9 protein-coding genes are annotated in these 13206 nt (G+C 41.4%); 1 reads left to right on the forward strand and 8 read right to left on the reverse strand.

The genetic code is table 11. The annotated features are described in order from the left end of the window. Positions 1-33: 33 nt before the first annotated feature. On the reverse strand, positions 34-303 hold the full coding sequence (locus AAEY93_RS01165) for a hypothetical protein (RefSeq protein WP_351074512.1): 270 nt from the start codon (positions 301-303) through the stop codon (positions 34-36). Between the two features lie 723 nt (positions 304-1026). On the opposite strand from AAEY93_RS01165, the gene AAEY93_RS01170 reads away from it, so the two are divergent. Then, positions 1027-1665 carry a protein tyrosine phosphatase family protein gene (locus AAEY93_RS01170; protein WP_124012570.1) on the forward strand — a complete coding sequence of 213 codons (639 nt, stop codon included), beginning with the start codon at positions 1027-1029 and terminating at the stop codon, positions 1663-1665. Between the two features lie 601 nt (positions 1666-2266). Here AAEY93_RS01170 and AAEY93_RS01175 read toward each other — a convergent pair. The 7 genes from AAEY93_RS01175 to AAEY93_RS01205 all read right to left on the reverse strand — a co-directional run bounded on the left by AAEY93_RS01175 (position 2267) and on the right by AAEY93_RS01205 (position 13023). Beyond that, the gene (locus AAEY93_RS01175) at positions 2267-3226 is read right to left on the reverse strand and encodes a hypothetical protein (protein WP_351074514.1); all 960 of its coding nucleotides are present in this window, start codon (positions 3224-3226) and stop codon (positions 2267-2269) included. A gap of 127 nt (positions 3227-3353) precedes the next feature. Next, the gene (locus tag AAEY93_RS01180) at positions 3354-3887 is read right to left on the reverse strand and encodes a hypothetical protein (protein ID WP_351074516.1); all 534 of its coding nucleotides are present in this window, start codon (positions 3885-3887) and stop codon (positions 3354-3356) included. 673 nt (positions 3888-4560) lie between these two features. Further along, positions 4561-5712 (reverse strand): lipase family protein, encoded by a 1152-nt coding sequence (locus AAEY93_RS01185; protein ID WP_101085091.1) that lies wholly within the window; start codon positions 5710-5712, stop codon positions 4561-4563. Next, the gene (locus AAEY93_RS01190; protein ID WP_351074518.1) at positions 5709-6341 is read right to left on the reverse strand and encodes a DUF6795 domain-containing protein; all 633 of its coding nucleotides are present in this window, start codon (positions 6339-6341) and stop codon (positions 5709-5711) included. The genes AAEY93_RS01185 and AAEY93_RS01190 overlap by 4 nt, the downstream gene beginning before the upstream one ends. Positions 6342-6816: 475 nt before the next feature. Further along, on the reverse strand, positions 6817-9501 hold the full coding sequence (locus tag AAEY93_RS01195; protein WP_351074520.1) for a TonB-dependent receptor domain-containing protein: 2685 nt from the start codon (positions 9499-9501) through the stop codon (positions 6817-6819). Positions 9502-9585: 84 nt separating this feature from the next. Next, positions 9586-12420, reverse strand: a complete 2835-nt coding sequence (locus tag AAEY93_RS01200) for a beta-helix domain-containing protein (protein WP_351074522.1) — start codon at positions 12418-12420, stop codon at positions 9586-9588. 228 nt (positions 12421-12648) lie between these two features. Then, complete coding sequence (locus tag AAEY93_RS01205; RefSeq protein ID WP_101033957.1) at positions 12649-13023, reverse strand: hypothetical protein; 375 nt, start codon at positions 13021-13023, stop codon at positions 12649-12651. Positions 13024-13206 lie beyond the last annotated feature (183 nt).

Here is a 13206-nt window from a genome sequence, read left to right on the forward strand (position 1 = left end):
GTATTTGTTTTTGGCGAAGTGAATTATACGAGATTACCTTCTTCGCACAAAATTCAAACAAAGATCAACAGCCCCTAATAACTTCCAAAGTTTTTTATATATTTTTTTTGTGTTATCAGGAAATCGTTCTTCCTTATTTGACAGTAAATTATTCCACTTATCAGTAACCTTGATAGTCCTTAATGCAATAGATTTTATTTCTTCAACATAGAATAAAATCATTACCATTTCAAAAGCTCTAAACTTTAATATGTTTTGCTCTAAGGCTCTGAGATTTTCTCCTCGGGGATTGAAACTAAACATAAAACCTCTAATAAGTTGCACTATTTGCAAAGTATAAATTGCTTGTTGGACTTGGCCGATGCCACATCCATATTAATCGGTAACTATTAACATAACATGCTATCGGAATTTTCTTTTTTGCGGTAGTTATTTTTTGTACAATCTTTCTGCTAATCGATTGTTCTAATTACACCTTTTAAGATGTATTTTTTAGTCATTCAGCCGATTTTTACCATTCATCACAGAATCTCATTATGATGCTTGGTTTAACATTTTCAGGGTTCCATGAATTGAGGTCGTTGAAGAAAATGACGTGGGTCCAGACATGGATGTCTGGCTAGCTTTCGCGGTACAGGATGTACCATCGGAAGCGATAGCATTTTCGAATAAGGCTGAAGCAGACACAAATGCAGGTCAAAGTTAAACTTGACCCCATGGCGACCTTTTCGCTGTTTGAAAATGTTGCGGGGCGGCTGGGAGATCCAAGAGGGAACAGCCGTTGGTTTCCTCTTGGTCTGGTGTGGGCGACGCGCCACGACGTTAGTGGCCGCAGGCCATAAATACAAAGAATAGCGCTGGATTCCGGCTCAACAACATTACCTGAACGACGGTGGGTTTGGCCTGTGCGGAATGTAACTTTCAACACGTAACTTTTATATGAAAACTTAACAATAGTATGCTTAACTTGAGCTTAGCGAAAATACGTCATACGTTATTAGGTATCACACAAACCAAGGGGATTACATGAATATACTGCAACGTTATAACCTGCTGTCCACCAGCATATTAATGTGTTGTTTCTTTTTTAGTGCGGGAGTATTTAGTTCGGGTGTGAATAGTTCGGAAGTGAATAGCTCGGAAGTGAATAGTGCCGATGTGAACAGTACAGGCAGCATGGCGAATATTGACACCAACACACTTGGCGACATAAAAGCAGTTAAATTTAATAACCAGCAAGTGATTACTGCAGGTTTACCCACAGAGCAACAATTTGCACAACTCGCTCAAGCTGGTATCAAAACGGTGATTAATCTCATTCCCAATGACAACCCAAACGCCTTACAAAATGAGCAGCAAATCGTCACTCAACTCGGTATGAACTATCACAATATTAGCGTGGACTGGCAGCAGCCTACACCAGAAAATCTACAGCAATTTTTTAGCCTGATGGACCAGAATGGCGATGCCCCTGTGCTAGTCCATTGCGCGGCTAATTATCGAGCGTCAGCCTTTTATTATTTATACCAAACCCGCCAAAACAAAGCACCGACGATGGCCGAAGCACTCACCCCTTGGGGCGACTTACAACAAAGCTTTGCTGAATACCCTCAGTGGCAACAACTGATAGAAGACACAAAACTGCAATATCAAACCAAGCAATAGTAATGTAAATACAGCTATCGCATTAGCTGAAACTAACAATTTTTTTGTTTGCGACTTTTGCGTATTTTACTTTGAAACCTTCAGTATCCAATAAATTGAGGCCGTTGAAGACTCTTTATAAAAGAATGCGTGAGCTGACCATGGCCTTTCACGTATATCCATATACTCCAAGGCATTCAGGCATCCTGCCTATCAGATGCCAGCTAGCTTTCGCGGGGAAAGGTCGTTCTTTGGCATCTGACCCATATGGACATGGGGAATGTCATTTGATGTCGGGAACATTATTGACCATGCCACCACAACATTCGTGAATCCATTCACATCAGATCCCCATCGGAAGCGTTAGCATTTTCACTCTTTACTGCAAGATGGGCCGAAGCAGTCTACAAACGAAGTCACAAGCTGGATCGTACCACGTCGCGAAATTATCGCTTCTATTGCTTAAATCACATTGGGATAATGTTGATGTGGCGGCTGGGCCAATTCTTTGAATAAAAAGTAAAGAGGAAACAGCCGTTGGTTTCCTCTTGGTCTGGTGTGGGTGAAGCGCCACGACCTTAGTGGCCGCAGGCCATATCTAAAAAATAAAGAAAAAAACCTACTATTGAGTATGAAAACCCTTCAAATCCATTTTATACAAAGGCGCTGGCAGCATCTCTGATGTAATAAAAATGCTGCTACCCTCTTGGCTAAAACTAACCGCTTCAGCTTGTTTTATCGCTGGCAGAGCAATCTCTTGTGGCGCTGTAGAAAACAGCGTTAACCAATCGCCAGGCTGTGATTGGGTAAAATAGAACGCGTGAGTGTAGGTTAATACTACAGCCGATAAACCATCCGCGGAGATATCAATTGCGGTGGGCTTTCCGGCAAAACCGGCCCAAGTATAGATACTGGCATAATCGAGCATCGCGGTTGGTAATGGCGCGATTTCGCCCAGCTTTTTGGCTTGTTTGTTAACCATTTGAACCGATGAATTGTTGGAAGCACTTTGTCCTAAAGCTGGAGCAATTAATGGCAACTCGAATAATATTGGTAATTTATCGCGTTTGCTCAGTAACAGTATTTTTTGCTTAGCCACATCAACGGCTACAGATTCACAATCGTGTGCACCATCTGGGTAGGTAAATGTCATGCTCCAAACGGGTTTAGCCGACAGTGTTTTTTGGCCATTCAGTTGGCTTAAATCAGGCTCTTTGATCAGATGTAGCTGATATTGCGATCGTTTCGCTTGGTTATCACCCACATCGGCGATCAATAAATACGATTCACCTTGGTAAACGAACGAGGCGATGTCTTCCCAATCGTTATTCTTAACGCCTGTAATGTTAACTGTCGCCAACTGATGACCTTGGGTATCAATGGCAAAAATTCTTGCGGTGTCACCACTGTCGTTATGTAGCCACAATATATTGTCGTTGAGCCTCGATACCGCCAAACCGCTGGCTTCGTCAATAGACGGGGCGGTAATGCTACCCGCTTGTGTCATCCCCAGTGGCATGGCGCATGCGCTGATCGATATAGCTAAGATTAAATACAAAAATAGAGAAAGACGGTTAAACATAATGGTTATTAACTCGGACTGCAGCTTGCAAAAGGTAGGTGTATTCTAACAACATCAGAGACTATTACTAAAAAGATAAAAAATCGATTAACCTATGTTAATCGACTTTATAAAGATTACTAATTAATTATAACCACGCTCGCTCAAATGCATTGATCATATCAAATGGCTGATGAATACCTTCCACTAGCTGTAGTTTATTTTTGTACTCAACAGGTAAAGAATCATATTGCTTCTGAGCTCTTAACTCCGAAGTAGAAAAAATTAACAATTTGATTTTATCTATTTCTTGAGTGACAAAAGTATTCTGTTCTGTCTTATTTTCATTTTCTAAATCTAGAAACACTTGGAGTAACTCAGTGTATTCATCACCCACGCACATCCGTATCGCTTTAAGATGTAAATAGCCTAAAGCCTCACCAACTGAAATGGGTAACTGTTTTAGAGTGGCAATGCTGCTATCAGATAATTGATTCTTTTTTGACATGATTAAACATTTATTATGTTTGACTTCAAAGGCTGTAAATTTCTCACCCAATAAATTCATACCAAAATCTAAGTACTCATCAGCTGAAATTTGTGAAGATGAGGTAGTTAAGATAAAGAATAAAAACGATAATATCTTCATTTTACTTTGCAACCATAGTGGACTGATTTCCAAAACAACCTCTCCTTTGAGTAGATTTCAGATCTTAACATTTACATAACTGCAATTGTTTCAGTTTGATTAAACACCGCTATCTTCATTATCGAATGAAATACATTCTCTATTGCCTAACGCAAGCTCATAATTATCTTGATTTTTTATCGCGATAATAATATCACGACGGTTATAACCTTATTTCCCACGATACTCATATTTTTGATACTCGCTGACTTATCTGCACCTGAAATTTTGTCTCTTCGATTTAGCTTCATTTATAGCAAATTGTAAAAGCAAAAATATTGAAATAAATCCATAGGTGAGTAGTTTTAGTTTTTTTACATGATCCATATGAATTGAGGATATCGAGAAAATTCCGTGAGTTTGGCATGTATGCTGCGCTAGCTTTCATTAGGCCAAGGGCGGCCCGTCGGAACCATGAGGTACTGTTGTATTAGACGACAATGGCCGGAGCTGACTACAGATACGCTTTAAAGCGGGATAGTTCCCCATCGAAAATATGCGCTTTTCAGCATTTTTAGTCTGGGGTGCAGAGGATTTTAAAAGGGATACAAACGCTTTGCCCCTTTGATCTGGTGTAGCCTCAACGCCACGACTCACGTCAGCCGTTGAGGCCGCAGAGCACTCGGCCACTAATCTATTCACTGAGAATTTCATCGTCAATCTAGGTTTAAGATACCAGCTCAATAGCTTGTTTTGCGGTTGTATATAGTGTTTTTATCATCAAGCCTAAAACCCAGCGAATAAACTTCACACTCATTTCTTTAACCGTTTGTATTCTATTTCCAGCAAAAACTAGCATGTGACCTAATAAACCTCTTAACTCCTCAGCTATTTCATCAGTTGACTTAACAACGATACCATGCAGGCAGCGAGCTAATATGTCATAAAACTGCAAACCATGACTTAAAGAGGCTTGGGCGACAATTAATGCATACTGACCTGTTTTTTTCAAAAGAGTGATTAAAGCATCGGTAATGATTTGCTGCCAGCGTTGAGAGAATGATGCATTATGACGTTGATCATATTTTAGTACCGTATGCTTATGGTTAAGCGTTTTAAGAGCTCTATTCATCGCGCTATAGCTCTTATATGATGCAACGGTATTGACATAACCAGGTGTGGCTTTTTCCATAGAATGCGCACCAATCGAGAAAAAAGATCCACTGTTCATTGCTGTTTGGTACTCACCGACAGTATGACTAAAGGGCCATACCGGAACTGCTGGTACAGGGTCCGCACCATGCGTAACACGATAATGCTCGATATTAGTAGATGCTTGGTGAACAAATCTCTCAGTAACAACCCTTGGCGCACCAAAGGTATATAACTTGGTGTCAATCCCTTTCTCACTTGCCCAAAGCGCTGTTAATTGCGCAATAGCCCCACCCAAACTATGACCCACAACATGTAAACAATGAGGTTTATGCAGTGCTACATAATCATTAAATTCAGACTGCATACTGCTAAAAGCTTTTTCAAATCCTGAGTGTACTTCAAGACTTTTAGGCCCAACTGTTATAGCAATATTGCCATTAGTTAACCAGTCAGCAAATGACGTAAAAACAGTGCCACGAACACTAATAATATGATGCTGTTTAAATTGTGGCGAGATCCCTTGTGCCGTTAATGCAAAGCCAGTACTGCGATTCAAGAGTTGGTTAACTAAGCCACCACTAACGCCTTGGATCTGACTATTAGTTATTTTAAAATTTTTAATAAAATCAAGATGAAAGTCACTCTGAAAACTTTTATTTTTCCTAGTATCATATACTCTTGAGGCTATACTAGCTGCTGTGCTAGGTGAAATTGTGTTACTCATAATTCGACTTCCTTGCCGGTAAAACGATCCGTTAGTTTATTAAAATCACCATCTTCAACAATATATTCCTTGTCACCATCATAAACTAATACGGGAGTATAATCCTCACCCCAGCGGCAGATGCTTGAAGCCATATGATCAAGATGTTCGTTATTGGTATTGTTAAATTGAAAACTCACACGCTTATCGGTCAATTCACAATTCATAAAAGATAGCTTTTTAGAAAACTCTGGCACTTCCTCAATACCAATATGGTTAGCAGACCATATTGCTAGCAGCTCATTATCGTAAACTACAGTAATCTGTTGTGACACTCTGTCTTCAGAGAAAAGTCTATTAGGAATAGATGAACGAATGCTTTTTTGAGGAAAATGGAAATGACCCTTACTATCGGTAATAGCCACATCAAGATGATCTTTTTCATCAATATACATTAATGAACGCGTCACCTCTAAATTAGCCACTGGATTACCATTTTTGGTAATAACACCATTAACTTCTGAGCTTAAAAAGACTTCCTTTTTTTTAAACCAACCAAACATATCAACTCCATGACTTAGAATAGGGTAAGCAAGCGCTAAAAAAACCAGTAATATGACACGACGGGGCCACTGTAAACGATTGTTCATTCGCTATCCCTGCTAAATAGTAATTTCGATTTTACTTAAAAATACTCACTGTTTATTTTACCCATTCGATTGCAAATTACTATTATCCAATAGAATGGGTTTTATCAATTAGTGACTCTTTTGGGCTGGGCGAGATTACGAACGTTTTACGAACAGACTCAGTATATTTTTCAAACTACATTTGCTCATAACTTTTTCTCTTCATGAATGATTGGAAGTGATTCTATATTTAAATCATTCATTGTGAGTAAAAAGCGCACACTCATGCTGTTGACCTGCTCTTTTGGATGTATATAAGCGCATTACCGGCATAAATTTCATAATATGCTTAAACAAAAAAAGGCCACTTTCTTTGTTCCGAAGAAAGTGGCCATGCACATTTTTAGCGATTGAAATGATGAATAAAAATCGCTAAAAACAAGTACTCTTTTATACGTGACTCTGAACACACTATTACACGTAACGATTAAACCTATTAATACTCATAGCTAAATTGCAAAGTGAACTCTGTGCCAGGGTCTTTAGCGTACACTTGAAGATCTTGCTGTTCGTATTCAGTGGTTTCACCTAAGATATTTTTCGCTTTTACTTTTACCGTAACGCTATCTGTCGGAAAGAAACTATAGGTAAAATCAAGGCTATGAAATGGCTTTTCAAATACGTCATCTAAACCACCACGGCCACCATAGGCAATGCGTTCACCAAACACGTTATAAACTAATGTGGCACTGTGATAACTGTCTGGCGAGTCGTAACTTAACTGTAAGTTAGCCACCCATTGTGAATGTCCGGTCATGCGGCGCGTGTTATTGGTTGGGTCGATTTCGCCGTTAGCAGCGATATCGATTTCTGAGTCGCCTAGGGTTAAGTTACCTGCGACAAAGAAGTCCTCCCAAATACTGCCATCGCTACCCAAAAACTCAAGCTCTTGCAAAAACTCGGTTTCAAGACCGTACACATAACCCGACTCGGCGTTATAAAATTTAAGCTGACGCCCCGCTTCTGAAATACGTTGAATAGGTTCAATCGGTGCGTCTACATCCTTATAGAATGCGCCCATACTGAAATTATTGCCCGAATCTGAGTAGTATTCCCAACGTAAGTCGAGGTTAACAATGTCGGAGCTTTTAAGTTCTGGATTACCGAAGAAATCAAAACCGGTAACGGGATCTTGGAATCGAACGGGCGACACTTCACGCAGATCTGGTCGTACTATGGTTTTGCTCGCGCCTAAACGCCATTGGGTAGTATCGGTTTGTTTCCAGGTTAATGACAACGACGGGAACCAACCATCTTCAGCAATCACATAATCAGTCAAGTCGTAACGCCCGCCTTCATCTGAAATTTCACCATCAGGGTCGATAGGTAAAGTCACGCGGCGAAAATCTTCGTAGCGAATACCAGCATATACGCGCCAAACATCATCAAAGTCGATGTCCATGCTCACAAAGGCGGCATCGTTTTTCTCTGCAGCAATGTAGTCTTCAGTGTCGGTTGACGCGTCTTTCAGCTCTAGTCCTAAGGTATTGTCGGTAATGTTTTTATCCGAAAAAATATCATTAAAGTCACTCGCTAAAATGCCACCGTTAGCATCAGTTGGACTTAAATCGACATCAAAACCTAAACGGGTGGCATAGCTTTCACGGGTACGCTCAAAGTATTCATAACCGGTTGTCAGTTTAACCAATGCGCCGTCTAAATTGATTGGGTAAGTAAAGTCCCAGGCATAGTTTTGGCTGTCATCTTCTAAGCGGCTGTAGACATACTTTGGCGCATCTTGAGTGTTGAGGTTACGTGACAATAACTGGTTGTTTTCATCTAAAATCACATTATAGGTGTACGACACTTCATTAGGAGCATAACGCTCTGAGCGGGCATCAGAAAACTTCCAGTTCACTTCAGCATCATTTAACAGCTCAATAAAATGATGACCTTTTATTTGGTTACTGATTAACGAACGTTCCTCGTAATCAATAGCATAAACTTGCAATGCATTAGGCTCACCCAGAGTATCGATGGTTTCTTCAAGCCCTATAGACACATCATCAGAGGTGTCTTGCAGATAAGTGGTGAAGGTTTCGATTTTATGGTTGTAACCAATTTCTAAGCCTAAGTTCAGCATGCCAGACACTTGCACAATCGAGTCGGTGCCGACGATGTCTTTTTGGTTTTCAACTTGTACTTGGCTGCTATCACCATCCAGTTCAACTTCGCGTTTAGTGTAGTTTTCGGCTTGCTGCTTGTACGACACCGCTGATAATGCACCAAAGATGATGTCGTCAGTAATGTCCCAACGATCACCAATGGCGATATCACCGCGCATTGCAGGATCAGTACTTTGACTTTGTACCGTCATATCGCGATACATGTCTAGTGCCAATTCGCGGTTAACTTGTTGTGCTGCGGGGTAACTTATAGCGCCATTAGAATTGCTGACGATATCAATTGGGCTAATTCCACCATATTGATTAATGGTGTTATTAATGTTGCTTGGCATGCTGCGAGTGCCATCGTCTTGGCCGGTCCAATCATCGCCACCACCATTATAGGTGAAGCTGTCATCTGAATCATTGGTGTTATAACGACCGCCCACAGAGGCTTTAAAAAAGAAATCTGCTGGAATAGATTTAGTCCGAATATCCACATGTCCGCCACCAAATGCGGCTGGAGAATTGGCAGAGGCTGACTTTTGCACCGATAACGATTCAATGATCGATGCAGGAAACATATCTAAAGGCACCACGTTACGGGTTGGATCCGGTGACGGCACTGTCGCGCCATTCAGTGAGGTACTTGAATAACGCTCACCTAAACCACGAACATAAATGAATTTGCCATCTTTTAAGGTTAAACCTGTCACACGACGAAGCGCTGCGGCTGCATCACTGTCACCGGTTCTTGAAATTTGTTCTGAGCCCATAATATCAGCTACAGCAATTTGTTCACGACGTTCTTCAGTTGCTTCTGATGCAGAGCTGCGTAAACGCCCGGTAACTGAAATCACTTCTATCGGTTCAATTGGGATCACTTCACCAGGATCGCGCGCAGGCGCTGGTTCTTGCGAGTATACGGGGGTAGCTGTTAATAGTGCCGCCGCAGAAATCACAGAGATAATGGCAAGACTTAACTTATTAACGGTAAAACTCGGCTTGGTTTTCATACTTAACTATCCTGTATGCGGTTCAGAGATAACCGCCCTTGCGGGCGGCTATTAATAGGTCACAGATTAATGTTATCGAGGTGATTACTGTGGAAAGTAAGCCCAACCTTGACGCCAGTCATTCTGGCCATCGAATGCACCAATAAAGTTGGTTGATTCGAAGAAGCTATCATCTGTGCTTAAGTCTTTACCTTTGCCAAGTAGCGTTGTATCTGTAGCTGCTGGCATACCGTCGGTGAGAGTCACTGCAGCTGTTGAGTTACCTTCTTGGCCCATGAACCAGGTTTCAACATTGACAGCGTCTGCTGTTGCTGCATTATCAGAGCTGTACTTAAAGGGCTCGTTACAGTCGATAATTGAATGAGACATCGTCAGCGTTTTGCTGTTTACGTTGTCGACTAAACCAGCGTAAGAGCCATCTAACTCTAAACATTCGCCAGACTCAGTTTCAGCAGTGCTGCCTTTACGACCTTGAACTAACACGTTGTATAACTCACCAGCAGTAGCCACACGTAGTAAGATACCTTCACCTTTATCGCCACTTGCGTTAGCAATATCTGTACCCGGTAAAATAGTGAAGTTAGCTAATTTAGGCGCTGACACTGGAGTATCCGTAGCACCTTTATGGCTATCACCTTCGATACCACGGTTAGCATTACCGTCTTCGTGAGTGATATACACAAACTGTGCTTTACCTGTCCAACCGTTAGTCCAATCTAAGCTGTCATCGAAGTTGGCTGTTAAGTACACATATTTCAAGTTAACTGCACCACCCCAAAACTCAACACCGTCGTCGCCGTTAGCGTGAATTTGAATATGGTCTACTTGAGTTCCGCTGCCCACTGCTGCAAATGAGATACCGTTCATTTCTTGAGTATCATTCACTTTAAAGCCAGCATACTTAATCACTACGTAGCTGATTTGACCGCTGTTATCAGCGTTGTTGTTACCACCGTATGGAAAGTCACCGACTTCAAACGACGCTGAACAAGCATTATGATCAGGACAGGTATTGGTTAAACCATTACCTAGAATAACCAAACCACCCCATTGACCACGTTCGCCACTTGCACCCGCAATAACATCTTCTTCAGAGGTCATTTCAATTGGGTGAGTTGCACTACCTTGAGCCATAATTTTTGAGCCACGACTCACTGCGATAAAGCTGTTAGATGTCGCGAATAGCTTAGTACCCGCTTGAATAGCCAATGTTGCAGGCGTGGTGTTATCACCACCGACGACTACCGCACCGCCATCAATTTTGTACATTACGTTTTGGCCAGCGAGAAGCGTCGTGTTGCTTAAAACATTGCCTTCAAGGGTACAAATTAACGTGATTGATGCATCTTTATATAACCCTGTTGCCGCTGCTGAAGCTGTTGTGCCTACTGGACAAGAGGTTAATACTGGTAATGCTGTTGGCGTTGGCGTCACATCGTCATGAATAGCTGTAGTCCAGCCTTTAGTCCAATCATTAGATCCATCAAACGCGCCAATATAGTTAGCATTAACTAAACGCGCATCAAGGTTAGCCAAATCAGCCTTACCAGCCGTTAAGGCAACAGATGATGAATTAGGCATGTAATCGGTTAAATCAGCTGCGGCAACTAAGTTATCGTCTTGCCCTGTGTACCAGGCTTCAACATCTAGCGCTAAAGTACGGCCTTCAGCAGCATCTGCCTTAGCATTTTTAAACGGTTCAACACAGTCAATTAAGCTGTTTTGCATGGTCAATTCAGCGGTGTTGGCGTTGTTAACGGTATTGTCGTCGTTAACCTCTAAACATTCGCCAGAATCAACGTCACCTTTAACAAGAATGTTATAAGTATTCACGCCAGTGCCTTTACGGAATAAAATACCTTCCGCATCGTCACCACCACTGTTGGTGCCATTAGCAACCTGAATAGTAAAGTTGGCTAACACTGGTTTTGACATAGGTACAGCGCTGGCATCACTGTTACTGTCAGCTTCAATACCACGGTTAGAAGCATTGTCAGCTTGACGGATATAAACGTGCTGCGCGCTACCTTGCCAACCGTTAGTCCAATCTAACGAGTCATCAAAGTTTTCTGTTAGTACGATATTTGTTACTGAAACATTACCGCCCCAGAATTCAAAACCGTCATCGTTATTCATGTGAACTTGTACGTGGTCAATTTCAGTACCCGCACCCACACCGGCAAAACTAATACCGTTCATTTCTTGGGTGTCATTGATTTTGAAACCACCAAACTCAACGCGTACATACTTGATTGAACCTGAATTGTCTTCGGTGTCATTACCGCCATAGCTGTGGTTACCCACTTCAAAAGACGCTGAACAATTGGTTAAATCTGGGCAGGTGTTTACTGGCGCATTACCCAATAACACTAAACCACCCCACTGACCCGCTTTACCTTCTTGGCCTAAAGCCGTCTCAACAGACGTAAATACGATAGGTGCAGCTGCAGTACCATCAGCCATAATTGTTGAACCACGGCTAATCACTAAATAAGAATCGCTGCCACCTAAGATTTTGGTGCCAGGTAATATCGATAACTCAACTGCATTGGCATTATCGCCACCGGCAATCACCGCGCCATCAAGCTGCCATACAACATCATTACCTAACACTATTTTGTCGCCATCTTGGCCACCGGTGGTAATGGTTGATGCTGCTGTTGAAGGGGCTAACGTACCTTTTAATACCCAAACTTCTTTACCATCAACGGCTGTCATTGTGGTGCTTTTAGTTGCAAAGCCACTGTATGATTTTTCTTGATCTGTCTGAGTTGGCGTTGTTGGAGTTGTTGGCGTAGTAGGGGTAACGGTATCGCTACCCGCATTGATATTAATATCACCACCACAACCAGCAAGCCCTAATGTTGCAGCAAGGGCGGTAGCAAGTGCAGTAAGTTTAAAAATGTTTTTCAGTTCCATTGTCATCTCCGAAGACGGATGTAAGCGTGTGAGTAAGTTGGTTGGATTACAAACTAACCTGCAAAAATGACAAAAAGACTGCGTAAACATGACACTCACATTTCATTAACATTACAGAAATATGCAAGTCCAATGGTGCTGCGGCTTAAGGGGAGTTTAGCTTGACATAAAATTTTAACAAATTAGCCAAAATAACGGTTTCACTGCCTATACAACAAAGCTGAGTCTTTAATCGATACTGACGTATAACGTCCAAAGACCCAATATTAAGGCGCAAAATCCTGCTGGTCTAAACCAACTAAGGCAATGTTTTACAGCCCATAACGCAAATGTTTTATGGTGTTTTTCAGTCATAAAAACTAAAATAATAGCGACTACAAACAAAATCTTAGCTATTACTTCAAACACTAACGGATATAAGGTATTACGCGCATCGAGTAACAATGCTGCGCCAATCACTAACCGAGAAATGATTTCGACATAATGAAAATAATCTTGGCGACTAAATAGAACAATAGCATCAGCAAAACCTTGGGGCTTAAGCAGCATAAACAGCCCAACACCACAGGTAATAACGCCCCAAACACTAATGAATATGGCCATGATGTTTCCACTATGTACTTTTATGAACTGATATTAGCAGTTTAAAATGTAATAAAAATGTTGTTAGACTGCTATTATTGCGCGAGTAAACGATCTATCCATTATGATTAAAGCTAAAACAAACAGACTCATCCTGTTTATATCTCTATTTCCACAAGCCAATAATGCATGGTCTTTATTGCA

Origin of the sequence: Shewanella sp. CAL98-MNA-CIBAN-0140 (assembly GCF_040309905.1) — a bacterium.
GTDB classification, from domain to species: Bacteria; Pseudomonadota; Gammaproteobacteria; order Enterobacterales; family Shewanellaceae; genus Shewanella; species Shewanella psychromarinicola.

What these genes read in the sequence shown, in the direction of transcription:
- AAEY93_RS01190 (WP_351074518.1), bottom strand. Translation starts at nt 6,341, where the DNA reads ATGAACAATCGTTTACAGTGGCCCCGTCGTGTCATATTACTGGTTTTT.
- AAEY93_RS01175 (WP_351074514.1), bottom strand. Translation starts at nt 3,226, where the DNA reads ATGTTTAACCGTCTTTCTCTATTTTTGTATTTAATCTTAGCTATATCG.
- AAEY93_RS01170 (WP_124012570.1), top strand. Translation starts at nt 1,027, where the DNA reads ATGAATATACTGCAACGTTATAACCTGCTGTCCACCAGCATATTAATG.
- AAEY93_RS01200 (WP_351074522.1), bottom strand. Translation starts at nt 12,420, where the DNA reads ATGGAACTGAAAAACATTTTTAAACTTACTGCACTTGCTACCGCCCTT.
- AAEY93_RS01205 (WP_101033957.1), bottom strand. Translation starts at nt 13,023, where the DNA reads ATGGCCATATTCATTAGTGTTTGGGGCGTTATTACCTGTGGTGTTGGG.
- AAEY93_RS01165 (WP_351074512.1), bottom strand. Translation starts at nt 303, where the DNA reads ATGTTTAGTTTCAATCCCCGAGGAGAAAATCTCAGAGCCTTAGAGCAA.
- AAEY93_RS01195 (WP_351074520.1), bottom strand. Translation starts at nt 9,501, where the DNA reads ATGAAAACCAAGCCGAGTTTTACCGTTAATAAGTTAAGTCTTGCCATT.
- AAEY93_RS01185 (WP_101085091.1), bottom strand. Translation starts at nt 5,712, where the DNA reads ATGAGTAACACAATTTCACCTAGCACAGCAGCTAGTATAGCCTCAAGA.